The sequence below is a fragment of the Sphingomicrobium sp. genome (assembly GCA_036563485.1).
Lineage (GTDB): Bacteria > Pseudomonadota > Alphaproteobacteria > Sphingomonadales > Sphingomonadaceae > Sphingomicrobium.
In genome coordinates this window covers 215,157-238,020 of the sequence record DATCMI010000001.1, presented here as the reverse complement: position 1 = coordinate 238,020, position 22,864 = coordinate 215,157, and the positions used below count along the sequence as shown (strand labels likewise).

Annotated in this window: 28 protein-coding genes, 1 tRNA gene and 1 pseudogene; 17 read left to right on the top strand and 13 right to left on the bottom strand. The window is 66.7% G+C overall.

Going from position 1 to position 22,864, the window contains the following annotated elements; translation table 11 throughout:
• Positions 1–4 precede the first annotated feature (4 nt).
• Positions 5–559 (bottom strand): F0F1 ATP synthase subunit delta, encoded by a 555-nt coding sequence (locus tag VIL42_01275; protein ID HEY8591476.1) that lies wholly within the window; start codon positions 557–559, stop codon positions 5–7.
• Between the two features lie 194 nt (positions 560–753).
• Between VIL42_01275 and VIL42_01270 the strand changes: the two genes are divergently transcribed.
• The gene (locus tag VIL42_01270) at positions 754–1,812 is read left to right on the top strand and encodes a methylated-DNA--[protein]-cysteine S-methyltransferase (protein ID HEY8591475.1); all 1,059 of its coding nucleotides are present in this window, start codon (positions 754–756) and stop codon (positions 1,810–1,812) included.
• Positions 1,813–1,868: 56 nt separating this feature from the next.
• Positions 1,869–2,774, top strand: a complete 906-nt coding sequence (locus VIL42_01265) for a CPBP family intramembrane glutamic endopeptidase (protein HEY8591474.1) — start codon at positions 1,869–1,871, stop codon at positions 2,772–2,774.
• Here VIL42_01265 and VIL42_01260 read toward each other — a convergent pair.
• Positions 2,771–4,933 (bottom strand): primosomal protein N', encoded by a 2,163-nt coding sequence (locus VIL42_01260; protein ID HEY8591473.1) that lies wholly within the window; start codon positions 4,931–4,933, stop codon positions 2,771–2,773. The two genes, VIL42_01265 and VIL42_01260, sit on opposite strands and share 4 nt — an antisense overlap.
• A 248-nt stretch (positions 4,934–5,181) precedes the next feature.
• Positions 5,182–5,457, bottom strand: a complete 276-nt coding sequence (locus VIL42_01255; GenBank protein HEY8591472.1) for a hypothetical protein — start codon at positions 5,455–5,457, stop codon at positions 5,182–5,184.
• A gap of 14 nt (positions 5,458–5,471) precedes the next feature.
• Between VIL42_01255 and VIL42_01250 the strand changes: the two are divergent.
• From VIL42_01250 to queE, 6 genes and pseudogenes are all read left to right on the top strand, one after another.
• Positions 5,472–5,588, top strand: a pseudogene (locus tag VIL42_01250) (SDR family oxidoreductase).
• Positions 5,589–5,636: 48 nt separating this feature from the next.
• Positions 5,637–6,539: an Hsp33 family molecular chaperone HslO gene (locus VIL42_01245; GenBank protein HEY8591471.1), complete on the top strand. Its 903-nt coding sequence runs from the start codon at positions 5,637–5,639 to the stop codon at positions 6,537–6,539.
• A gap of 61 nt (positions 6,540–6,600) precedes the next feature.
• Entirely contained in the window at positions 6,601–7,008 is a 408-nt protein-coding gene (locus VIL42_01240; protein HEY8591470.1) for a hypothetical protein, read from the top strand.
• A 151-nt stretch (positions 7,009–7,159) separates the two neighbouring features.
• Complete coding sequence (locus VIL42_01235) at positions 7,160–7,510, top strand: DUF3147 family protein (GenBank protein ID HEY8591469.1); 351 nt, start codon at positions 7,160–7,162, stop codon at positions 7,508–7,510.
• Positions 7,507–8,172, top strand: a complete 666-nt coding sequence (queC, locus tag VIL42_01230) for a 7-cyano-7-deazaguanine synthase QueC (protein HEY8591468.1) — start codon at positions 7,507–7,509, stop codon at positions 8,170–8,172. Before VIL42_01235 ends, queC begins: the two co-directional genes overlap by 4 nt.
• Complete coding sequence (queE, locus tag VIL42_01225; GenBank protein ID HEY8591467.1) at positions 8,169–8,801, top strand: 7-carboxy-7-deazaguanine synthase; 633 nt, start codon at positions 8,169–8,171, stop codon at positions 8,799–8,801. The genes queC and queE overlap by 4 nt, the downstream gene beginning before the upstream one ends.
• Positions 8,802–8,803: 2 nt before the next feature.
• On the opposite strand, the gene VIL42_01220 is transcribed toward queE, so the two are convergent.
• The 3 genes from VIL42_01220 to lipB all read right to left on the bottom strand — a co-directional run bounded on the left by VIL42_01220 (position 8,804) and on the right by lipB (position 10,237).
• Positions 8,804–9,136, bottom strand: a complete 333-nt coding sequence (locus tag VIL42_01220; GenBank protein ID HEY8591466.1) for a hypothetical protein — start codon at positions 9,134–9,136, stop codon at positions 8,804–8,806.
• 92 nt (positions 9,137–9,228) lie between these two features.
• Positions 9,229–9,486: a hypothetical protein gene (locus tag VIL42_01215; protein ID HEY8591465.1), complete on the bottom strand. Its 258-nt coding sequence runs from the start codon at positions 9,484–9,486 to the stop codon at positions 9,229–9,231.
• An 85-nt stretch (positions 9,487–9,571) separates the two neighbouring features.
• Complete coding sequence (lipB, locus tag VIL42_01210; GenBank protein ID HEY8591464.1) at positions 9,572–10,237, bottom strand: lipoyl(octanoyl) transferase LipB; 666 nt, start codon at positions 10,235–10,237, stop codon at positions 9,572–9,574.
• A gap of 91 nt (positions 10,238–10,328) precedes the next feature.
• Between lipB and VIL42_01205 the strand changes: the two genes are divergently transcribed.
• The gene (locus VIL42_01205; protein HEY8591463.1) at positions 10,329–11,135 is read left to right on the top strand and encodes a hypothetical protein; all 807 of its coding nucleotides are present in this window, start codon (positions 10,329–10,331) and stop codon (positions 11,133–11,135) included.
• Here the strand turns inward: VIL42_01205 and VIL42_01200 are convergent.
• The 5 genes from VIL42_01200 to VIL42_01180 all read right to left on the bottom strand — a co-directional run bounded on the left by VIL42_01200 (position 11,105) and on the right by VIL42_01180 (position 13,609).
• Positions 11,105–11,692, bottom strand: a complete 588-nt coding sequence (locus tag VIL42_01200) for a GNAT family N-acetyltransferase (protein HEY8591462.1) — start codon at positions 11,690–11,692, stop codon at positions 11,105–11,107. The two genes, VIL42_01205 and VIL42_01200, sit on opposite strands and share 31 nt — an antisense overlap.
• Before the next feature lie 4 nt (positions 11,693–11,696).
• Entirely contained in the window at positions 11,697–12,539 is an 843-nt protein-coding gene (gene hemF, locus VIL42_01195) for an oxygen-dependent coproporphyrinogen oxidase (protein HEY8591461.1), read from the bottom strand.
• A 51-nt stretch (positions 12,540–12,590) separates the two neighbouring features.
• Positions 12,591–12,836 carry a hypothetical protein gene (locus VIL42_01190; protein HEY8591460.1) on the bottom strand — a complete coding sequence of 82 codons (246 nt, stop codon included), beginning with the start codon at positions 12,834–12,836 and terminating at the stop codon, positions 12,591–12,593.
• 108 nt (positions 12,837–12,944) lie between these two features.
• Positions 12,945–13,151: a helix-turn-helix domain-containing protein gene (locus VIL42_01185; protein ID HEY8591459.1), complete on the bottom strand. Its 207-nt coding sequence runs from the start codon at positions 13,149–13,151 to the stop codon at positions 12,945–12,947.
• Between the two features lie 119 nt (positions 13,152–13,270).
• Positions 13,271–13,609: a P-II family nitrogen regulator gene (locus VIL42_01180; protein HEY8591458.1), complete on the bottom strand. Its 339-nt coding sequence runs from the start codon at positions 13,607–13,609 to the stop codon at positions 13,271–13,273.
• Between the two features lie 87 nt (positions 13,610–13,696).
• On the opposite strand from VIL42_01180, the gene VIL42_01175 reads away from it, so the two are divergent.
• On the top strand, positions 13,697–14,458 hold the full coding sequence (locus VIL42_01175; protein ID HEY8591457.1) for a phosphocholine cytidylyltransferase family protein: 762 nt from the start codon (positions 13,697–13,699) through the stop codon (positions 14,456–14,458).
• On the top strand, positions 14,459–15,586 hold the full coding sequence (locus VIL42_01170; protein ID HEY8591456.1) for a hypothetical protein: 1,128 nt from the start codon (positions 14,459–14,461) through the stop codon (positions 15,584–15,586).
• Here VIL42_01170 and map read toward each other — a convergent pair.
• Positions 15,583–16,413, bottom strand: a complete 831-nt coding sequence (map, locus tag VIL42_01165; GenBank protein HEY8591455.1) for a type I methionyl aminopeptidase — start codon at positions 16,411–16,413, stop codon at positions 15,583–15,585. The genes VIL42_01170 and map overlap by 4 nt on opposite strands.
• Before the next feature lie 45 nt (positions 16,414–16,458).
• Here map and VIL42_01160 point away from each other — a divergent pair, with 45 nt between their 5' ends.
• The 6 genes from VIL42_01160 to VIL42_01135 all read left to right on the top strand — a co-directional run bounded on the left by VIL42_01160 (position 16,459) and on the right by VIL42_01135 (position 21,551).
• Positions 16,459–17,223: a molybdopterin-binding protein gene (locus VIL42_01160; GenBank protein ID HEY8591454.1), complete on the top strand. Its 765-nt coding sequence runs from the start codon at positions 16,459–16,461 to the stop codon at positions 17,221–17,223.
• A 59-nt stretch (positions 17,224–17,282) separates the two neighbouring features.
• Positions 17,283–17,356, top strand: a tRNA-Gly gene (locus VIL42_01155).
• A 99-nt stretch (positions 17,357–17,455) separates the two neighbouring features.
• Positions 17,456–17,899, top strand: coding sequence for a MarR family transcriptional regulator (locus VIL42_01150; protein ID HEY8591453.1), 444 nt, complete (start codon positions 17,456–17,458; stop codon positions 17,897–17,899).
• Entirely contained in the window at positions 17,896–18,954 is a 1,059-nt protein-coding gene (locus tag VIL42_01145) for an HlyD family secretion protein (protein ID HEY8591452.1), read from the top strand. The genes VIL42_01150 and VIL42_01145 overlap by 4 nt, the downstream gene beginning before the upstream one ends.
• Positions 18,955–18,965: 11 nt before the next feature.
• On the top strand, positions 18,966–20,516 hold the full coding sequence (locus VIL42_01140) for a DHA2 family efflux MFS transporter permease subunit (GenBank protein HEY8591451.1): 1,551 nt from the start codon (positions 18,966–18,968) through the stop codon (positions 20,514–20,516).
• A 39-nt stretch (positions 20,517–20,555) separates the two neighbouring features.
• Positions 20,556–21,551, top strand: a complete 996-nt coding sequence (locus tag VIL42_01135) for an aldo/keto reductase (protein HEY8591450.1) — start codon at positions 20,556–20,558, stop codon at positions 21,549–21,551.
• On the opposite strand, the gene VIL42_01130 is transcribed toward VIL42_01135, so the two are convergent.
• Positions 21,548–22,855 carry an amidohydrolase family protein gene (locus VIL42_01130; protein HEY8591449.1) on the bottom strand — a complete coding sequence of 436 codons (1,308 nt, stop codon included), beginning with the start codon at positions 22,853–22,855 and terminating at the stop codon, positions 21,548–21,550. The two genes, VIL42_01135 and VIL42_01130, sit on opposite strands and share 4 nt — an antisense overlap.
• Positions 22,856–22,864 lie beyond the last annotated feature (9 nt).

The window sequence follows — 22,864 nt, the reverse complement described above, 5'->3', positions numbered from 1 at the left end:
CTTCTTAGCCTTTCATCGCGGATGCGAGACGGTTGAGTTTGGTGCGGATGGAAGCGTCGATCTGCTGGCTGCCCAGCTTGACGACGATGCCCCCGAGAATGGCGGGATCGACTTCAGCTTCGATATTGACGTCGCGGCCGGCGCGGGCGCGAAGCTGAGCCTTGAGCTGTGCGATCTGGTCGTCGTTCAGCGGCCGGGCGGTGATCACTTCGGCAGTCGATTCGCCCCGATGCTCCGATGCCAGGCGGCGGAACGAGCGGATCACCGCCGAAAGCTGGCCCTTGCGGCCGTTGCGGGCGAGGACGCCAACGAAATTAGTCGTGATCGGATCGAGGCCGAGCTGCGGCGCAAGCGCTGCAAACGCCTTGCCCGATTCATCGCGGGAGACCAGCGGGCTCTCCACCAGGTCGGCGAAATCCTTCGAATCGGCGAGTGCCTGCCGAAGCGCCTCGAGGCTGCGGCTGACGGCGTCGATCTGCTTTTGCTCGCGGGCAAGGTCGAATAGCGCTGACGCGTAGCGCCCCGCTAAGCTGGCCCGAATGCCGCCGGATGTCTCCACGCGCTTGTAAGCTCCAGAACTGGAATTGCCCCCATGCGAAAAAGGGCGCTGTCGCAGCCGGTTGGCCGCACGCCCCCATGGGTTGCGCGCGCCCCTAGCAAGGGGTGGCCGGGGATGCAACCGCGAGCATGCGGTTTGAACGCAAGGTTCGGGATGCTCGCAGCCCCGCGGGCGCCTATAAGAGCGGCATGCTGATGCGCGCGAACGATACGGACCAAGCTTGGGCGGCCTTCGAGCGCCGGGACCGCGGTTGGGACGGGCGAGTGATCGGCGCCGTCCTGACGACCGGCATCTATTGCAAGCCGAGTTGCCCGGCACGCCGGCCGAAACGCGAGAACGTCCGCTTCTTCGCCGATGCGGAAAGCGCGCGGGCGGCGGGGTTCCGCGCCTGCCTGCGCTGCAAGCCGGACGAGGTCGGGCGCGACCGCGAAGCCGTGGCGCGCGCGGTCCGAATCATCGAAGCTGCGGAAGAGCCGTCGAACCTTGCCGAACTGGCAGCAGCGGTCGGCTATGCTCCCCACCATTTCCAGAGGCTATTCAAGCGCGACCTTGGCGTGTCGCCGGCGGAATATGCGAGGGGACTGCGGAGCCGGAGGGCCGAGCAGGCGCTGGACGGGAGCGAGCGCGTGACCGACGCCGTCTATGACGCGGGCTATCAGAGCCCCAGCGGATTTTACAGCGATGCAAAGGAGAGACTGGGCATGACACCCTCGGCTTGGCGCGATGGCGGCAGGGGTGAGACGATCCGCTACGTAATTGCGAACAGCCCCCTAGGGCCGCTGCTGATTGCGGCGACCACTAAGGGCATCTGCCGGCTGACCTTCGGCGAAGACCAGTCGGCGTTGGAACGGCGCTTCCCCAATGCGACCGTCCTTCCGGATGACGGCACCATCGCGCCCTGGGTCGACGCGGCTCTCAAGGCAATCCAGGCGCCCGCGGAAGCTCCTGAAATCCCGGTCGACGTCCGCGGCACCGCTTTCCAGGAAGCGGTGTGGCGCGAGCTGCGCAACATCCCGGTCGGCGAGACGCGGAGCTATGCGGACATTGCGGCTGCCGTCGGCAAGCCAGGAGCGGTTCGGGCGGTCGGCACTGCCAACGGGTCGAACCCCGTCTCGGTGATCGTCCCCTGCCATCGGGTGATCCGTTCCGACGGCAGCCTGGGCGGCTACGGCGGCGGGCTGGATAACAAGAAGAAGCTGTTGGCCGCCGAAGGGCACAGCCTTGCAGCGCCGGAACTGCCGCTGGTCGAATAAGCGCTTGCCTCCGACCCTGCCTTGAGGCTCAACAGCCGCAAAAGGGGAGGGGCACAATGGAACAGACTGCAACCGTGCGCGACCGGCCGCTGTGGCGGCGGATCGTGGATTTTCCGCTCGTGGCGATGGTCATCGCGACGATCGCGTTCATGCTGGCGTCCGCCGCAGGGGCGATCGGGACGAATTCCTTTCTGAAGCTCCAGCCGCAAAACCTGCAGCTGGTGGTGGCGAGTGCAGTGACGTTCCTGCTGGTCCTGCTTGTCTACAAGCTGTTCATCACCCGGCTTGGCGAACATCCTCGCGACGATCTGCGCGGTCCGCACGCGCTTCGCGATCTCGGCCTTGGACTGCTGATCGGGTTCGGGATCATGGCGGCAGCCGTCGGCATTGCAGCCATTGCGGGCGTTTACCGGATCGTCGGGCCCGGCGATGCCAGCTACCTGATCCCCGCATTGGTGGGCGCGGCGATCATGCCGGCCTTTACCGAAGAGCTGCTGTTCCGCGGTATCCTGTTCCGCTTCATCGAGGAATTCGCCGGCAGCTGGGCAGCGCTTGCGGTGACCTCCGCCTTGTTCGGGCTTGCCCACATCCTGAACCCGAACGCGACTTGGTTCTCCTCGTTCGCAATTGCCGTCGAAGCGGGCGTGCTGCTCGGCGGCGCTTATATGCTGACGCGCAATCTCTGGCTTGCGATGGGGCTCCATGCCGGGTGGAATTTCACGCAAGGACAGATTTTCGACGTCAACGTGTCCGGCATCGACCAGAAGGGTTTTGTGGAAGCGCAGATGAGCGGCCCGGAACTGCTGTCGGGCGGCCAATTCGGCCTTGAGGCTTCGATCATCGCCTTGCTGCTGGCGACTGCCGCAGGAGCGTACATGATCGTACTCGCGGTCCGTCGCGGGCACCTGGTCGGCCCCATGTGGTCCCGTTCGAACCGGCCCGCCGAACCGCTGCCCGCCTAGAGGAAGCTGTACGGATCCACGTCGACGCTGACGCGAACCTTCGAGCTCCATTCGTTGGCCGCGAGCCAGTCGCGGATGACGTCCTGGACGTCGAGGCTGCGGCTGGCGTGGACGAGGATGCGCTGGCGGTGGCGGCCGCGGAGCATCGCAAGCGGCGCGGGGGCCGGCCCGAACACCGCCATTCCTTCGACCTGCGGCGCCGAATGGCCGATGCGGCGAGCGACGCTTTCGGCTTCTCCCGCGTCTTCGGAAGAGATGACGATGGCCGCGAGGCGTCCGAAGGGCGGCATCGCTGCTTCGTGGCGGGCCTCGGTCTCTGCGGCGTAGAAACCCGCGACATCTCCGGAGATGAGCGCAGCGATGACCGGAGCGTCCGGGTCGTGGGTCTGCACCAGAACTCGGCCGGGCTTGTCGCCTCGGCCCGCGCGGCCCGCGACTTGCTGGATCTGCTGAAAGCTGCGTTCGGCCGCACGGAGGTCGCCCCCGGCCAGGCCGAGGTCCGCATCGACGACGCCGACGAGGGTGAGGTTCGGGAAGTGATAGCCTTTGGTGATCAGCTGCGTGCCGACGACGACGTCGATGGCGCCCGCTTCCATCGCGCCGACGAACTCGGCGGCGCGGATCGGCGACCAGATCGTGTCGGACGTTACGACTGCAGTTCGGGCCTCGGGAAACAGTGCCGCGACTTCATCGGCGATGCGCTCGACGCCCGGTCCGCAGGCGACCAGGCTGTCTTCGGTGCCGCACTCCGGGCATTCCTTGGGCGGCGGCATGACATGGCCGCAATGGTGGCAGGCGAGGCGGTGCATTAGGCGGTGCTCGACCATCCATGCGGTGCAGTTCGGGCACTGGAAGCGGTGACCGCAGTGCCGGCACAAGGTGAGCGGCGCGAAGCCGCGGCGGTTGAGGAACAGCAACGACTGCTCGCCGCGGTCGAGGTTCGCTTCGAGCTCGTTGACCAGCTCGGGCGCGAGCCAGCGGCCGCGCGGCGGCGGGTCCTGCGTCAGGTCGATGGCGCGGATCTCCGGCAAGGACGCGCCGGCGAAACGCTGAGGGAGGCTGACTTCGCGGTAGCGGCCGATCTCGACCATGTGGCGGCTCTCGATCGCCGGCGTGGCGGAGGAGAGGATCACCGGAATGTCCTCGAAACGCGCACGCATCACCGCGCAGTCGCGGGCGTGATACTGAACGCCTTCTTCCTGCTTGAAGGTCGGTTCGTGCGCCTCGTCGACGACGATGAGGCCGAGGTTGGAATAGGGCAGGAACAGGGCCGAGCGAGCGCCGACCGTGACCGCGGCCTCGCCGCTGGCAATGCCGCGCCAGGTCCGCCGCCGCTGCGACGAGCGAAGGTCGGAGTGCCACGCGGCGGGCGCGCAGCCGAAGCGGGCCTCGAAGCGCTTGAGGAACGGCTCCGTGAGCGCGATTTCCGGCAGGAGGACGAGGGCCTGTCTGCCCTGGCGCAGGCATTCCGCGATCGCTTCGAAATAGACTTCGGTCTTTCCGGATCCCGTGACGCCGTCGAGCAGGACCGGGTCGAAGCCTTTGCCGATGGCGGCGGCGAGGCTCGCGGCGGCGTCCTGCTGATCTTCATTGAGATCGGGCGGGGCGTGGTCCGGGTCCGGGCAGTCGAGCGGCCGGTCGGCAGTGACGGCGACCGCTTCCAGCGCGCCCGCATTCACCAGGCCGCGCATCACGGAGTCGCTGACACCGGCGTGGTCGGCCAATTCGCGCACCGTGCCTTGGCGGCCCTGGATCGAGGCCAGCGCCTTCTCGCGCTGCGGGGTCAGACGGTCGGGGACGAGGACGGTCGGTCTATATTCGGTGAGCTGGCGGGGGCCGTCGAGCGCGGCCGAGGAGGGCAGGACCATCCGCAGCACCGAGGCGAGCGGCGACAGATAATAATCCGCTGTCCATTCGCAGAGGCGGCGAAGCGGCGTGGCGATCGGCCGCACGTCGAGAACACGCGCAAGCGGACGCAAGCGCTCGTCAGGCACTTCGCTGGTCGGCAGGCGCTCCGCTTCCCAGGCGACACCGAGCAATTGGCGTGGGCCAAGCGGGGCGACGACGACCGAGCCGGGTTCGACCTGCATGCCGTCCGGCACCCGGTAATCGAGCGGCCCGAGCGCGGCATTCATGGTGACGACACGGGCGCGCGGCATGTCAGTCGGCGCGAAACCCAGCGATTGCAGCAGTCTTACGCGTGTGCGCGCAATAATCGGTCCCCGGCGCGAAACGCAGCGATTGCAGCAGCCCTACGCGCGCACGGGCCCGCTGATGGCAGTATGTCGGGAAAGCAGCTGAAGACGGACCGGTTGCGATCATCGCCGCCGCTTAAGCACAGAGGCGGCGCAGTAGGACAGAGCTAAGAGGCGCGACCCGGGCATTTCCGCCGGGCGGCCACGAAAACTTACCCGCGCGGCAGCCCCCCGAGCCGCTCCGCGATGCGGTCCCGTGCCGTGACGAGCATCGGCCGTTCGCCGACCTCGTCGATGAACGCGGCGACGATCTTGTCCGCGGGGGGACCGAGCTCGCCGAGCCTTGCCCAGAGCTCCGGCACCCGGCTCATCAGCCCGAACCCGCCGATCGGCCCCCATCTCGGGCAATCGACAGGAAGCTTCGACACCTCGAGTTCCGGCGTCAGCTGCCATTCGAGCGCGAGGATCCGGCTGGAGAGGAGCGGCATCAGCTCGCCGTGCAGAGGAGGTCGCGGCGCTGGTCGTGTTCCTGGCGTCGGACGAAGCGCCCTATATCACCGGATCCGAGTTCGACATTGACGGCGGCCTGCTCGCCGGATCGGCGGCGTCGCCGGGCTAGGCCGCGGCAAAGGTTGCGATTTCCGGCGGGCACAACCATCTACCTGCAATGCCTACAGTTCAGCTGAATTCCGACGCCGCGCTTGGCGTCGCCATCCCGTCGCGCAATGCCCGCGGGCGCATCGCCCGGCTCGGGCCGGTGGTCGACGCCGTGCTTGCCAGCCACAAATATCCGCCGGTGCTCGAGAAGCTCCTTGCCGAGGCGCTGACGCTGACGGCGCTGCTCGGTTCGCTGCTCAAGGAGCCGCAGGGCCAGCTGACGCTTCAGGCGCAGACCGAAGGCGGGCTCATCGACCTGATGGTCTGCGATTATAAGAGCGGCGAGCTGCGCGGCTATGTCCGCCACGATCCCGAGCGGCTTCACGGCCTGCCCGAGAAGCCGACGCTGCAGGAGCTGTTCGGCAAGGGCTATCTGGCGATCACGTTCGACCAGCCGGTCGCCAACGAGCGCTACCAGGGCATCGTCCCGCTGGAGGGCAAGAGCCTGGGCGATGCGGCGCAAAGCTATTTCGCGCAGTCGGAGCAGATCCCCAGTCTGGTGCGGCTGGCGGCGGAGAAGCGCGGCGGCCACTGGTTCGCGGGCGGTCTGCTGCTCCAGCATTTGCCGGAGGGCGAGGAAGGGCGCGAGCGGCTGCACACGCGGCTCGACCATCCTGACTGGCCCCATGTCGCAATCCTTGGCGGATCGGTGAAGCCCGATGAGCTGACCAATCCGGAGCTGCCGCTGGACAACCTGATCTGGCGGCTGTTCCACGAAGAGGACGAGGTGCGGACGCTCGCGGCGATCCCGCTCAGCCGCGGCTGCCGCTGCGATCCCGACTATGTCCGATCCGTCATCGCCCGCTTCCCGGCGGACGAGCGGGCCGACATGGTCGGCGAGGACGGCTTCATCCGGGTCGACTGCGCCTTCTGCTCGTCGAGCTTTCCGATCGCGCCGAACGAACTCGGCTAGGAATGTCGGCTTGCCGTCATTCCGTCTCCAAATTGCAACTTAGACGTGGTAATCAGCGGTCATGCGCAGGCCGCTGATCGTCTTGTCCGTCCTTGTCGTGCCCGCCGCCGTTGCGGTGGCGCAGCCGAGCGCGCTTACGCAGGTCGCGGGCGGGCTTTGGGAAGTGAGCGGGGCGCCGGGTGCGCGCGCGCCGGTGCGGGTCTGCGTCGGCCAGGCCTTGATGCTGGCGCAGTTCGAGCACCGCGGCGGCGACTGCAAGCGGACGGTGGTCGGCAACACCGCCGGTTCCACCGTGATCAACTATAGCTGCGGCGGGGCGGGGTTCGGGCACAGCCGGATCGACGTGATCACGCCCCGGTCGCTGAGGATCGATACGCAAGGCATCTCGAACCAGCTGCCATTCGCTTATGTGCTGCAGGCGCACCGCGTCGGCGATTGCGGAAAAAGCGCTTCATCTTCACGCCATTAAGCCGGCGTTTAACCATCTTGGGATAGCAATGCGGTTGTGCCGGATTCGGCACGCTTTCCTCCCAATCGGGCAAGCGCCCGATACCTGGGCCGCCCCTCGAAAGACGGGCGGCCCTTCTTTTAGCGGCGCCGAGCCCCTAAGGGCGCGTGCCGTGCTCTATCTCGTCATCAAGGCCGCGCTGTCGGGCGTGATCGTCGCCGCCGTTTCGGAGGTTGCCCGGCGCTACCCCGGTTGGGGCGGGCTGTTGGCGTCGCTTCCGCTGACGTCGCTGCTGGCGATGGTCTGGCTGTGGCGCGACAGCCATGACCCGGAGAAGGTCGCCGCGCTGACCGGCAGCGTCTTCTGGTTCATCCTGCCGTCGCTGCCCTTGTTCCTGGCGGTGCCGGCGATGCTGCGGTCCGGCATGAGTTTCTGGCTGACGCTGGCGATCGGGGTGGCGGGAACGCTGGCGCTCTACGCGCTGATGTTCTGGGCGGCCCCCAAAGTCGGGATCAAGCTGTGAAGCCGGCCATCGTCCTGCTGTCCGGGGGCCTGGATTCCATGGTCTGCGCGGCACTTGCGCGCGAGCAGGGCTTTTCTGTGGTTGCGTTGACGGTGGATTATAACCAGCGGCACAGGGTCGAGCTGGACGCGGCGCGGCGGATCGCGGCTGAGCTCGCGGACCGCCATATCGTCCTGCCGCTCGACCTCCGGGCATTCGGCGGATCGGCGCTGACCAGTGACATTGCGGTGCCGAAGGAGGGCGTCGGCGAGGGGATTCCCGTGACTTACGTGCCGGCGCGCAACCTCATCTTCCTCAGCCTTGCGGTGGGGCTCGCGGAGGCGAGCGGCGCATCCGACATCTTCATCGGCGTCAACGCGCTCGATTATTCGGGCTACCCCGATTGCCGGCCCGAATTCATCCGTTCGTTCCAAAGCCTCGCCGACGTGGCGACGAAGGCTGGCGTGGAGGGCGAAGGCTTCACCATCCACGCGCCGCTGCAGGACATGACCAAGGCCGAGATTGCGCGCGAGGCGCAGCGGCTGGGGCTCGATGCCGGGATCAGCCACAGTTGCTACGACCCGCTGCCGGACGGCAGGCACTGCGGCGAATGCGACGCGTGCCGCTTGAGGGCGAAGGGTTTTGGCGAGGCCGGGATCGCGGATCCGACGGCTTACGCATGAGCTATGCGGTCAAGGAATGCTTCCTGACGCTGCAGGGGGAGGGCGTTCAGGCGGGCCGGCGGGCTGTGTTCCTGCGCTTTGCCGGCTGCAACTTGTGGTCGGGGCGGGAACAGGACCGGGCAATTGCCGAATGCCGCTTCTGCGACACGGACTTCGTGGGCACGGATGGGGAGGGCGGCGGCAAGTTCGGCGATGCCGACGCGCTTGCCAGTCAGGTCGAGCGGCTATGGGGCGAGGGCGCCGAGCGGCGGCTGGTGGTCGTGACGGGCGGCGAGCCGATGCTGCAGCTCGACACCGCGCTCATCGATGCGCTGCACGCGCGCGGGTTCGAGGTGGCGGCGGAGACCAATGGGACGCTTGCCGCTACGCCGGGGCTCGACTGGATCTGCGTCAGCCCAAAGGCCGGCACGAAGGTCGTGCAGCGGTCCGGCAACGAGCTGAAGCTTGTCTGGCCGCAGGACGGTATCGATCCGGAAGAGCTGGAAGCCTGGAGCTTCGACCATTTCCTCGTGCAGCCGATGGATTGCGCGGATCGAGAAAGCGCCATCGAAGCGGCGGTGCGGCTGGCGATGGAGCGGCCGAAGTGGCGCCTGACGCTGCAGGCGCACAAGGTCGTGGGGCTGGCTTAAGCTTATTCCGAGCTGTTGCTCGTCGCCCCCGCCGGCTTCGGCGCGGCAGCGGGCTTGTCAGCTGCCTTCTTCGCCGCCGGCTTTGAAGAGCCGGGCTTCGCCGGGGACGCCGCGTTGAGGTCCGCGCTGTCCACCGCCGGGCCGATATCGTTGATCTCGGCCGCTTCGGCGAGATTGGCGGCGTCGCCGGTCACGGCATCGATCGCCGTCACGTCGTTCGAGACGATATTCTCGGCCGTCAGGTTCTCGTCCACGTTCATGCTGTTGTCGCGCTGGTCGTTGTTCGAGCAGGCGGCGAGGACGAAGACTGCGGAAACGAGGATCAGCGCGCGCATCGAAAACTCCGAAGACAAAAAAAGAGGCTGCCGAAGTAGAACCCCGGCAGCCTCTTGAAAAGCCAACACCCCGGCAAGCCGGGGTGCGACAATTACATCGCGTTGTTGGTCGTGGCGTTGGCCGTCGCGTTCGCGTCGGTGCCATTCTCGACAACCGTGACGTTGCCCGCGGTGAGGTTCACGTCGGCGCCGTTCATGTCGGTCGCGTTCATGTCCGTCGCGTTCATGTCCATCGTGTTCATGTCGGTCGTGAGGTTCTCATCGACGTTCATGGTGTTGTTGGCGTTGTCGTTGCTGCTGCAAGCGGCAACCGCCAGGGCCGCACCAGCGACCAGGATAAGAGCACGCATTCAAGACTCCCTATTTATTGCGATCTGCAGAGGGTGAACCCCCGGCGCAAATCGCGCGAACCATAGTCTGAAGCGCAAGGTTCCTTCAAGACTCTTTGCACTGATGGTCCAAACTGTTGAGAAACCGCTGAAAACTACGCTTCAAGGCGGCATCAACACGCGTGAGCCCTATTTGTTTCCCTTCCTGCGCCAGGCTGGTGACCCCGAATTCGCTGATGCCGCAGGGAACGATGCCCCCGAAATGCGACAGATCGGGCGCGACGTTGATGGAAAAGCCGTGAAGCGTGACCCAGCGCTTCACCCGGACGCCGAGCGCCGCGATCTTGGCCTCGCGCGCGCCTTCGCCGACCCAGATGCCGATGCGGCCGGGGGCGCGGTGCGCTGCGACGCCGACCTCGGCCAGGGTGTCGATCATCCAGCCTTCCAGGGAGTGGACGAAGCGGCGGATGTCCTTTCCGCGCTTTTCGAGGTCGAGCATCAGATAGCCGACCCGCTGCCCTGGGCCATGATAGGTATAGCGGCCGCCGCGGCCGGCCTCGTAGACCGGAAAGCCATGCGGGTTGAACAGCTCGGCCGGGTCGGCGCTGGTGCCGGCGGTGAACAGAGGCGGGTGTTCGAGCAGCCACACGCATTCCGGCGCGGTCCCGGCGCGGATCGCCGCCGCCCGCTCCTCCATGAAGCGGAGCGCCTCCTCATAGGGGACGAGCCCGTCGCTCGTCCGCCACTCGATGCCGTCGATGAACTCGGTCACGCGTGGGAGATGGCGTTGCCGCGCGCTTCGAGCAAGCGCCGTTGCGCAAGCGGCGCTGCGCCAGCATAAGGTCGGCAAAAGGGGAGGGTTGATGCCGAAATTGTCGCTGTCGCGTGCCTGGGACGAGACCCGCCAGGTGCTATCGCGGGACGGACGCCTGATCGCCGCAGTGGCGCTGGCGATCGTCGTCCTGCCGCAGACGGTGATCGGCCTGTTCACGCCGCAATCGCCGGCCAAGAACTTCGGCCTGGCGTTCGGACTGCTGCTGGCGAGCCTGCTGTTCGGGTTCATCGCCCAAGTGGCGATCAACCGGCTGGGCATCGGCCCGTCGACGACGGTCGGCGCGGCGATCATGCGCGGGGTTTCGCGGATGCCGGCGCTGCTCGGCGCCTTCCTGCTGATGATGATCGCCTTGTTCATCATCCTCATTCCGATCGTCCTGGTGCTCAGCCTTCTCGGTATGGTGAGCGGCACGTCCAGCACCGAGGCGTCGCCGGCCGTCGTCCTGATCATCCTTCTCGCGGTCGCGCTTTCCTATGCGGTGTTCCAGCTCGCCGTGCCCGCCGCGGCTGCGGAGGACGGTGGGCCCCTCCACCTGCTCAAGCGCAGCTGGCGCCTGGCCAAGGGCAATTACCTGCGGCTGCTTGGTTTCGTCGCCATGATGTTCATCGGCCTGATGATCGTGCTCCTCGCCGGGCAGCTGGTGATCGGCTCGATCATCGCGGCAGCGCTCGGGCCGCCGGACCAGCTAAGCCTGTCGGCGCTGCTGATCTCGCTGGTCGCCGCGGCGATCCAGGCACTGTTTACAGTCGTGTTCGCGGTGATGCTGGCGCGGATCTACACCCAGCTTGCGGGCCGCGGCGAGGTTCAGGCTTCGGTGCCGAGCAGCGGAATCTGAGGCGCGCAGTCCTTCGGTAAAATCCCGAGCAGTCGCGGGTCGGGGAAGCGCTCGACCGCTCGTTTGTAAGGCGTGAAGCCCGCGCGTCGATAGGCCGACAGCGCCGCCGGATGGTCGAGCGAACAGGTATGGACGTGGACGCGGCTTATGCCCTCGCGCCAGGCGAGGCGCAGGGCGCGGGCAAGCAGCCATTTGCCGTAGCCTTGGCCGCTCAGTTCCGGGACCAGGCCGATGAAGGCGAGCTCGCACTCGCCGGGCTGCCGGAAGTCCAGCTCGACCATGCCGACGACGGCTTCCACGGCAGCGACTTCGAACAGCTCGACGGCGGGGTCGCGGATGATGGCCTCGAGCTTGTTGTCGTCGAGGACCAGGCGGGAGAACCACAGCCATGGCTCGCCGACTTTGCGGAACAGGGCGCGATACTGCTCGGCGCCAGGCTCGGCGACGCGGCGGAGCTGCAGCGTGGACGAGGGAACCTCGGCCGATGGCCGCTCGCGCATCTCAAGATAGGTGACGACCGCGGCAAGCTCGTTCGGCGGCAGCTCGTTAAGGCTCACGCTCTTACTTCCACTTGGCGAGCGGGGGGAGGCTCATGAGGATGGCGTCGACGTTGCCGCCGGTCTTGAGGCCGAACAAAGTGCCGCGGTCGTAGAGGAGGTTGAACTCGACGTAGCGGCCGCGGAACTCGAGGAGGCGGTCCATGTCCTCGTCGGTGAACGGCATGTCCATGCGCTTGCGGACGATCTGCGGGACGATGTCGAGGAACGCTTCGCCGACGTCTTTGGTGAAGGCGAAATGCTCGTCGAAATGGTCTTCAAGATAATCGTAGAAGATGCCGCCGACGCCGCGCGACACATTGCGGTGAGGGAGCCAGAAATATTCCTCCGCCCACTTGGAAAAGCGTGGATAGAAGGTCGGGTCGTGGGCTGCGCAGGCGGCGCGGAAGCGCGCGTGGAAGGCTTCGGTGTCCTCTTCATAGGGGATAGCCGGATTGAGGTCGGCGCCGCCGCCGAACCAGCGCTTGGTCGTGCACAGGAAGCGGGTGTTCATGTGCACGGCGGGGACGTGCGGGTTGGCCATGTGGGCGACGAGGCTGATGCCGGTGGCGAAGAAGCTCGGGTCCTCCGCGGCGCCGGGAATGCTCTTGGCGAAATCGGGGCTGAACTGCCCGCCGACGGTCGAGACGTTGACGCCGACCTTCTCGAACACCTTGCCGGCCATCTGCCCGCGCACGCCGCCGCCGCCCGTGCCGCCGCTAGCATCGGTGCGGTCCCACGGCGTGTAGGTGAAGGAGGCGTCGGAGCCCGCCTCGCGCTCGATCTCTTCGAAGGCGGCGCAGATGCGGTCGCGCAGCGATTCGAACCAGGTGCGGGCGGATTGCTGTTGGTTGTCGAGGGTGAGCATGGCGCCGCTCATTGCGGCTGAGCCCCCGCGGATGCAACCGCGGGCAAATACTTAAGCCGACGGCGTCTCGTCGGCGGGCCAGGCGCCGAGCTTGCGAGCGCCGGTCCAAAGCTCGGTCCGGCGGCCCTCGCGCCAGCCCTGCGCGAGGCCGAGCGCGCGCTCGTCGCTCTCGGCTTCGAACTCGTGGCTGTGGAGGATGCGACCGCCGAGGCCCTGGAGGAAATAGAGCCGGTACTGGTTGCGTTGAGGTTCAACAGCCGGACTTGGCTGCGGCCCACTCCCCCGCTCGACTCCCATCTGACTGCTCCCCCGAGCGCTTTGCCCCGCGATGATGCGCTCAAGCACTATTCAATAAAGAGCCGCGATTTCAAGTCTTTAACGAAGGTTAATGAGGGCTCGCGACGATCAATAAATCCGCCGCTGGGCGGACACGAGCATGCGCAAGAGCATGGCGATTGGACGGGGGACACCGACCTTGCCTTCAAGCCACAGGCTGACTGCGGAGCGGGATACGCCGATCGCCTGGGCGAGGTCGTTCTGGGTGCGGTAGCCGAGCGTCCGCATGGCCCCGCGCAGCTCGTCCGGCGACATTGAGGCGAGGCGTTCGTCCATCTGGATCAGATGCCCAATTCGTCATGCCGGACTTGATCCGGCATCCGCCTGCGTGCCTGCATGCGGGCAGCTCTAGGTAAAGGCAGACCCCGGCTCAAGGCCGGGGTGACGCCTTAACATCAAAGTGCATCATGCCCGCGGTCGCCTGTGCGGATGCGGATCGCCTGGTCGACGTCGAGGACGAAGATCTTGCCGTCGCCGATGCGCCCTGTGCGAGCGGCATTTTCGATCGCTTCGACGACATTGTCGGCAAGGCTGTCTTCGACCACCACCTCGATCTTCACCTTGGGCAGGAAGTCGATGACATATTCGGCGCCGCGGTAGAGCTCGGTGTGGCCCTTCTGGCGGCCGAAGCCCTTCACTTCGCTGACGGTGATGCCGGAGACGCCGACGTCGTGAAGCGCGTCCTTCACGTCGTCGAGCTTGAACGGCTTGATGATCGCTTCGACCTTTTTCACGCCTGCGCACCCCTTTGCGGTCTTCGTTCGACCCATAAAAGAGCTTGCCGCAGCAATGCCACAGTTTTCCGGGAGAGGGCCGCCGAGATGATCGACCGTGCCATCCTTTTAGCCGCCGGGCTGGGCTCGCGCCTGCTGCCGCTGACGGCCGATCGGCCCAAGTGCCTGATCGAAGTCGGCGGGCGCACGATCCTGGAGCACCAGGTCGAGGCGCTGCGGGCCGCGGGCGTGCGCGGAATCACGATCGTCGGCGGGTATCGCTTCGACAAGCTGCAGGCGTTCGTCGAGGAACGTTGGGCGGTCGAGGAGCGGCCGGAACTGGTGTTCAACCCCTTCTATGCGGTGTCGAGCAGCATCGGCAGTGTGTGGGCCGCGCGGCATCGCCTTGAAGGCGAATTCTGCCTGCTCAACGGCGATACGGTCTATGATCCGAAGCTCGTAGCTGACGGGCTGCGGCGGCTCGAGCCGGGCCTCAACCTGTTCGTCGAGCCGGTGTCGAGCGTAGCGGTGGACGACATGCTGGTGCGCATCGCCGGGGACCGGGTCGTCGCGGTCGGCAAGGATCTGAGCCCGCTACTCGCGCATCATCGCAGCCTTGGCTTCATCGCCTGGCGCGGCGAAGGGGCGGCGCGTTATTCGGCAGTGCTTCAGTCGGTGATCGGCGAGGTCGACGGCAGCCAGGCTTTCCACCATGCCGTGGTCGATCGCATCGCCCGCGAAGAGGGTGTTCACGCGGTCAGCTTCGAAGGCGGGCAGTGGACGGAGATCGACCGCCCTGAGGACATTGCCCAATGGGGCGGCCCCGCGGCGGCAGACAGCGGCGAAGCGAGCAAAGCCGCCGGCTTTTAAATGCCACGCCCGAGCGGCGCGCCGGTCGCCTTCCTGTTCCTCGGCGAAACGCTCCTAATCCCACACCTTTACCCGATCGTCGAAGCACTGGCGGCCGACGCGCCGAACCTTCCCATCGACTGCTGGGTCGCGACGTCGGTCCATGAAGGGCTGATCGGCGGCTGGCTCGCCGAGGCGGGGCTTAAGGAGCGGGTGCGCGTGCGGCGTGTGCCGGGCTTCCTGAGCCTCCCCGAGCTGAAGCGGGGCGAGAACCCGGCGTTGCCGCCGAAAATCCCGACTCTGCTCCGGCTGCTGCCGCACCTGATGCGCGCGCGGCTTATCGTCTGCGCCGAGCAGACCAGCCTGTGGCTGCCGCGCATGCTGCCGTTCTTGAGGCGGCGCTTCATCAAGACGTCGCATGGCGTCGGTTCGATGAGCGCGCGCGACGATGCGCGCCGCCGCGCCGCCTACCGCATGCTGGTGCCGAGCCAGCGCGAGAAGGACACTTATCTGGTCCGCGGCTTCGGGGACGAGCAGGTCGTCGTCACCGGCTATGTGAAGGCGGGCTTCCGCGCGCTTGCGGAGCCGCGGCGGCTGTTCGCCGACGACAGGCCAGTCGTCGTCTATGCGCCGCACTGGCAGCGCCATCGTTCGTCCTGGTGGGCGTGGGGGCGCGAGATCGTTGCGATGCTTGGAGGCCAGGAGCGCTTCAACGTCATCCTCGCCCCGCATCAGCGGCTGGTCGAGAAGGCGCCGGACGTGAGGGACGTGCTGGCCGGCGTCGCGGCGCTTCCCCACGTGCATGTCGACACCGACAGCTTTTCGATGGTCGACGGGACATACATGGCTGCCGCCGACATCTATTTGGGGGACACCTCGAGCCAGGTGGTCGAGTTCCTGATGCGGCCGCGGCCCTGCGTGTTCCTCAACCCCGACAAGCTCGACTGGCAAGCCACGGACGATCACGGCTTCTGGGAGTGCGGCGAGGTCATCGACGAGCTTTCGCAGCTCATGGCTGCGTTGGAGCGCGCGCCGGACGAGCATGGCCGTTACAAAGAGCTACAGCGCAGCTTTGCTGCCGATGCTTTGGGCGACGCGAGCCCGGCGGCTGCGCACCGGGCCGCCGCAGCGATCATCGCCGCGCTTTAAGCGTAGGGCGGCTTGTCGCGCCCGGTCGGGCTCTTCGTGAAGATCTCGCAGCCGTCTTCCGTGATCCCGATCGAGTGTTCGAACTGGGCCGAAAGCGAGCGATCGCGGGTGACCGCCGTCCAGCCGTCGTCGAGCACCTTCACGTCCGGGCGGCCGAGGTTGATCATCGGCTCAACGGTGAAGATCATGCCGGGCTTGAGCTCCGGGCCAGTGCCCGGCCGTCCGGCGTGGATGACTTCGGGGCTGTCGTGGAACAGACGGCCGACGCCATGGCCGCAGAAATCGCGAACGACGCTGTAGCGGTGCGATTCCGCGTGGCGCTGGATGGCGTTCGAAATGTCGCCCAAGTGATTGCCGGGCCGCGCCTGCTCGAGGCCGAGCATCAAACATTCGTAGGTGATGTCGACCAGCTTGCGGGCGCGCAGCGGCACGTCGCCGACGAGGAACATGCGGCTGGTGTCGCCGTGCCAGCCGTCGACGATCGGCGTCACGTCGATGTTGACGATGTCGCCGTTCTTCAGCGCCTTGTCGCCCGGGATGCCGTGGCAGACGACATGGTTGATCGAGATGCAGCTGCTCTTGGTATAGCCGCGATAGCCGAGCGTCGCCGGGATGCCGCCGCCGTCGAGCATCATCCTGTAGACGATATCGTCCAGTTCCTGCGTGGTGACGCCGGGCACGACGTGCGGGGCAAGGGCGTCGAGAATCTCTGCGGCGAGGCGGCCGGCCTTGCGCATGCCGGCGAAGCCTTCGGGGCCGTGCAGCTTGATGACGCCGTTGCGCGCTTCGGCGCGATCGTCGGCGGCAACGGTGATGTATTGAGTCATGCGCCATAGATAGGCATTCCCGCCCGCGATGTCACCGGAGGTCCCGTGAGCGCAGAATCGAAAAGCTGGACTGCGGCGCTGCTGGTGATCGGCGACGAGATCCTGTCGGGGCGGACCCAGGACAAGAATATCGCGCAGGTCGCGACCTGGCTGAACGAGCAAGGGATCCGGCTTGCCGAAGTTCGCGTGGTGCCGGACGTGACGGAGCGGATCGGCGATGCGGTGAACACGCTTCGCACCACTTACGACTATCTGTTCACGACAGGCGGCATCGGGCCCACCCATGATGACATCACCATCGATGCGATCGCCGCGGCTTTCGGCGTGCCTGTGGTCATCCACCCGGAAGCGCGTGCGATCCTCGAGGGCTGGTACAAGGACCGGCCGGGCGGGGTGACCGAAGCGCGTCTGAGGATGGCGCGGGTGCCGGAAGGTGCGGAGCTGATCGACAATCCGAGCTCAGGCGCGCCCGGAGTGCGGATCGAGAATGTCTTCATCCTTGCCGGCGTGCCGGGGATTGCCGCGGCGATGCTCCATGGGCTCACCGGCAAGATCGAGGGCGGGAAGCCGATCGTGTCGGTGACGGTCGGCGCGCGGGCGCCGGAGAGCGACGTCGCCGAGCTGTTGCGCGAGACCGAGGAAGCGAACCCCGGGGTCGCGATCGGCAGCTATCCGTTCTTCAAGGACGGAAAATATGGCGCGAATTTCGTGATCCGGTCGGAAGACGGAGACCTTGCGCAGCGGACCGGCGAAGCGCTGGCCGACAAGCTGGGCGAGGCCGGCTTCGACCCGGTGATGGGCGGCCTGTAAGCCGACGCTCGGCGGCGTTGACGGGCCGAGGGTGCGCACCTAATTCGAGCGCCGGCGCCGCGGGTATGATGTAATGGTAGCCTGTCAGCTTCCCAAGCTGAACGCGCGGGTTCGATTCCCGCTACCCGCTCCAGCCGATCCCCATTTCACAGGTGCGGAACGCGCGGCAGCAGGAACTCGGCTGCGCTTTGTGCATTGCTTAATATAAGCAAGCTTACTATATCCGTAGCAAATGGAAACCATTCCCTTCGAGATCGCCGAAACGGCGCACGCGATGCGCAAAGCTTTCGACCGGCGGGCCGCCGGCATGGGAGTCACGCGCGCCCAATGGAAAGTGCTGTTCCGGCTGACCCGCCAGCCCGGGCTGCGGCAGATCGAGCTCGCCGACATGCTCGACATCGAGCCGATCACCTTGTCGCGGATCATCGACCGGCTTGCCGAGGCCGAGCTGGTCGAGCGTCGGGCCGACCCGGCGGACCGGCGGGCCTGGCGGCTCTACGTGACGAAAAAGGCCGAGCCGCTGGTCAAGCGACTGCGCGCCGTGGCCGAGGAGATGACCGGCGACGCGTTTGAGGGCGTCGGTCGCGAGGACATCGAGACCATGCGCCGGGTGCTGGCGCGAGTGCGTGAAAATGTCAGCCGCAATGCGGCTTTCAGCAAGGCGTCGAACGAATGAACAAGATGAATAGCGAACCGCTGACCGGCACTGAAAGTGAAGAGACGATCGTCGTCGAGCGCAAGCGCCGCGGCGCAGTGAAGACGTTCGCCATGCTGATCGTGCCCGTGCTGCTGCTTCTCGCCGGCGGCTATTATTGGCTGACCGGCGGCGAGACGGTCGCGACCGACAATGCCCAGGTGAAGCAGGATATCGTCGCCGTCAGCCCGCAGGTGAATGGGCCTGTCGCGCAGGTCTTCGTTGAGAATGGCAGCCGGGTGAAGCGCGGGCAGCTGCTCTTCAAGATCGACCCGGCGCCTTATCGGGTGGCGCTCGAGCAGGCGCAGGCCCAGCTTGCTGCCGCGCGGCTGCAGACGACGCAGCTGCAGACGCAGGCGGCCGGCACCGGCGCCGACATCACCGGGGCGCAGGCGAACCTCGCGATCAAGCGCAATGCGCTCGGCCGGCAGCAGGCGCTGCTGAAGCAGGGCTTCACGACGCGCGCCGATTATGAGGACGCCCTCAACGAGGTGCGCTCGGCCGAGACCCAGCTTGCCGATGCACGCGCTCGCGCCGCCAATGCGAACGCCGCGATCGCGCCGGGCGAGCAGCCGTCGATCGCCCAGGCCCAGGCGGCGGTCGACAAGGCGCGGCTCGACCTTTCGCGGACTGAAGTTCGGGCGCCGATGGATGGCGTCGTTGAAAATGCCGACAATCTGCAGATCGGCCAGATGGCAGTGTCGGGCGTCGGCATGCTGAGCTTGGTGCGCAGCACGGCGGCCTGGGTCGAGGCGAACTTCAAGGAGAAGGACGTCGGCAAGATGGTGCCGGGGCAGAAGGCGAAGATCGAGGTCGACGCTTATCCCGGCCAGGAGTTCGACGCTCATGTCCAGAGCATCGGCGCGGGCACGGGAAGCGAATTCTCGCTGCTTCCGGCGCAGAACGCCAACGGCAATTGGGTGAAGGTCACGCAGCGGGTACCGGTCCGGATCGTGTTCGACGGCAAGCCGAGCAAGCCGATGATCGCCGGCCTGTCGGTCAACGCGACCATCTTCCTCGACCCGGCGAAGAAGTAGCGGCGAGCCCGATGGCCGAAGTCCCGGGCCAGATCGCAGCGCACCCGCTTCCTGCGGGGCAGCGGATCATCGTCACCATCGGGGTGATGATGGCGGTGCTGCTGCAGGTGCTCGACACCACCATCGCCAACGTGGCGCTGCCGCACATGCAGGCGAGCCTCAGCGCGACCCAGGACACGATCAACTGGGTGCTGACGAGCTATATCGTCGCATCGGCAATCGCCCTTCCGATCAGCGGCTGGCTCGCCGACCGCGTCGGACGCAAGCGGCTGCTGCTGATCTCCGTGGTCGGGTTCACCATCGCTTCGGTGCTGTGTGCGACCGCCACGTCGCTGACCGAAATGGTGCTGTTCCGCGCCTTCCAGGGCGTCAGCGGCGCCTTCATCGTGCCGCTCGCCCAGGCGACCCTGTTCGACATCAACCCGAAGGAAAAGCACGGCCAGGCGATGGCCCTGTTCGGCGGCGGCGTGATGATCGGGCCGATCCTGGGCCCGGTGCTCGGCGGCTGGCTAACCGACAATTACAATTGGCGATGGGTGTTCCTGGTCAACCTGCCGGTGGGCATCGTCTGCACCTTGCTGATGCTCCGCTACATGCCCAAGACGGAGACGATCCGGCGCAACTTCGACATGCTCGGCTTCGCGCTCCTGGCGCTGGCGCTCGGCGCTCTGCAGATGTTCCTGGACCGCGGCGAGCAGAAGGACTGGTTCGAAAGCTGGGAGATCATCGTCGAAGCGGGGCTCGCCATCGGCGCGGCGTGGATGTTCACCGTCCACATGGTGACGGCGAAGAACCCCTTGTTCGACCGCCAGCTATTCACCGATCGCAATTTCGCGACCAGCCTGCTGTTCATGGTGGTGACCGGCGTGCTGCTGCTCGCCGGCCTGGCACTGCTGCCGCCGCTCTTGCAGAACATGTACGGCTATTCGGTGCTCCAGTCGGGCTTCCTGACTGCGCCGCGCGGCGTCGGGACGCTCATCTCGATGCTGCTGGCCGGGCGCCTGACGGGCAAGGTGGACTCGCGGCTTCTCGTGGGCATCGGCGTCGTTCTGATGGGCGTGTCGCTCTACATGATGACCGGTTTTGCGATCGACCAGCCGGCGCGGCCGGTGATCGTCAGCGGCATCGTCCAGGGCCTCGGCCTCGGCCTGATCTTCGTGCCGCTCCAGACGCTCGCGTTCGAGACTTTGTCGGCGCGGCTGCGGACCACCGGCGCCGCGCTGCTCAACCTGTCGCGCAACATCGGCGGATCGATCGGTATTTCGATCGTCAGCACGCAGCTGGTGCGGATGACCCAGATCAGCCACGCGGACCTTGCCCAGAACATCACTCAGCAGACGATCCCGACGGCGAACCCCGAAATGCTGCAGACGATCGCGCCGGTCGCCGGGCCGGCGGCGCTCGCCTACATCAACGGCATCGTCACCAAGCAGGCCTTGTTCATCGCTTATCTCGACGACTTCAAGCTGATGATGATCGTGACGTTCGCCGTGCTTCCGCTGCTGCTGCTGATGAAGCGTGGCGGGCAGGCCGGCGGCGCGCCCCATGTGGCCATGGATTGATCTGCGGCGGCGGCTCGGCAGCTAAAAGGAGGAACAAGGATGTTCGGAATCGCAAAGAGGCGGCTCGGCCGCGACGGACCCGAAGTGTCGGCCATCGGCCTCGGTTGCATGGGCATGAGCGAATTTTACGTCGGCGGCAGCGAAGCGGAATCGATCGCGACCATCCACCATGCGATCGAGCGCGGCGTCACCTTCCTCGACACCGCCGACATGTACGGCTGGGGCGCGAACGAGGAGCTGGTCGGGCGTGCGATCGCCGACCGCCGCGGCGACGTGTTCCTCGCGACCAAGTTCGGCAATGTCCGTGGGCCCAACGGCGAGTTCCTGGGCGTGCGCGGCGACCCCGATTATGTCCGCTCCGCCTGCGAGGCGAGCCTCAAGCGGCTGAATGTCGAGACGATCGACCTCTATTATCAGCACCGCGTCGACACCAAGGTGCCGATCGAGGACACGGTCGGCGAGATGGCGCGGCTGAAGGAGGAGGGGAAGATCCGCTTCCTCGGCCTTTCCGAAGCAGCGCCGGAGACGATCCGCAAGGCGCATGCGGTAAGCCCGATCAGCGCGGTGCAGACCGAGCTGTCGCTGTGGAGCCGCGATGCGGAGGCGGACGTGCTTCCGACGGTGCGCGAGCTCGGCATCGGCTATGTCGCTTATTCGCCGCTCGGCCGCGGTTTCCTGACGGGCGAGTTCAAGACGCCGGACGATTTCCCGGAAGGCGACTTCCGCAAGAACCATCCGCGCTTCCAGGGCGAGAATTTCGAGAAGAACATCCAGCTGGTCCGCGAAGTCGAGGCGATGGCCGAGGCGAAGGGCTGCACGACGGCGCAGCTGGCGCTCGCCTGGGTGCTGGCGCAGGGCGAGGATATCGTGCCGATCCCCGGTACCAAGCGCGTCCGCTACCTCGACCAGAATATCGGCGCGCTCGAGGTGCGGCTCGATGACGAGGAGCTAAAGCGCCTCGACGCGATCCTGCCGCCGGGAGCGGCGGCGGGCGAGCGCTACCACGCGCAGGGCATGGCGACCGTCAACCGCTAAGGCGCGACGACCAGCTTCCCCCCTTTGACCACGAGGCGGACCTGGCGCACGGCCGAGATGTCGTGCGTCGGATCACCGTCCACGGCGACAAGGTCGGCGAGGAGGCCCGGGCGGACGGCGCCGCGGTCCTTGAGCTTGAAGATGCGCGCATTGCCGGAGGTGGCGGCGATCAGCACCTGGGCGGCGGGCATTCCGGCGCGCTGCATGGCCTCCATCTCGAGCCAGTTCTTGCCGTGCGTATAAACGCCGACGTCGCCGCCCATGCAGATGGGCACGCCTGCCTGCATCGCGGCGCGAAAGGCGCGGCGGTTCTGCTGGACGCTTTCAGGCGCCGGCTCCTGGCCGTTCCACTTGGCGAAGTAGCGGGCAGTGGACTCCGAGGCGGCGAGGGTAGGGCAAAGTGCGATCCGTCTTGCGGCCATTGCCTTGAACACTTCCGCGGTGCCGCCATAGCCGTGCTCAATGGTGTCGGCGCCGGCGCGGACTGCCCGCATCATGCCCTCGGGCGTGCTGGCGTGAACGGCGACCTCGCGGCCCGCGTCATGGGCCGCGGCGACGCCGGCGTCGAGCTCCGCCTGCGATAATGTCGGGCGGCTCGGCTCGCCTTTGCCGTGGCGATAGTCGGCATAAAATTTCACGAGGTCGGCGCCGGCGGCGATCTGGTCGCGAACGGCGCGAACGGTCTCCTCGACGCCGCTGACTTCCTGCGCGCCTTGCGGCACCTCAACACCCGGCTCGAAGCCCTTGGGGCCGTAAGCTCCGCGAGCGACGATCGCCCTGGTTGCGACGAGCAGGCGCGGCCCCGGGACGATGCCTTCGTCGATCGCCTGTTCCAAGCCGACATCCGCGAAACCCGCACCCTCGGTGCCAAGGTCCCGCTCCGTAGTGAAGCCGGCTTTCAGCGTCCGTTGCGCCTGAACGACCGCGCGCGCCGTGCGCAGGGCAAGCGGCTCGTGCAGAACCTGATCATCCCAAAGCGTCTCGTCATAGGGGTGGAGGAACAGGTGCGAATGGCCCTCGATCATGCCGGGCATCAGCGTCGTGCCGGGAAGGTCGATGATCCTGGCACCCGCAGGGGGCGCGAGGTTCGGTCCTGTGGCCACGATCTTGTCGCCGTCGACCAGCACCTGCCAGCCTTCGTGCGGCCTCGGGTCGACGCCGTCGAATACGCGCGCCGGCCGCAGCAGGAGCGGGTCCGCAGCGGCCGGTGAGGCGGCCAGGGCGAGCGCGTGAAAAGCAGCGATTGCAGCAGCCCGACGGCGGGCGGCGGGCGAGCGGATGAGTTGGTGAAGGCGGCTGATCATAGGGGCGAG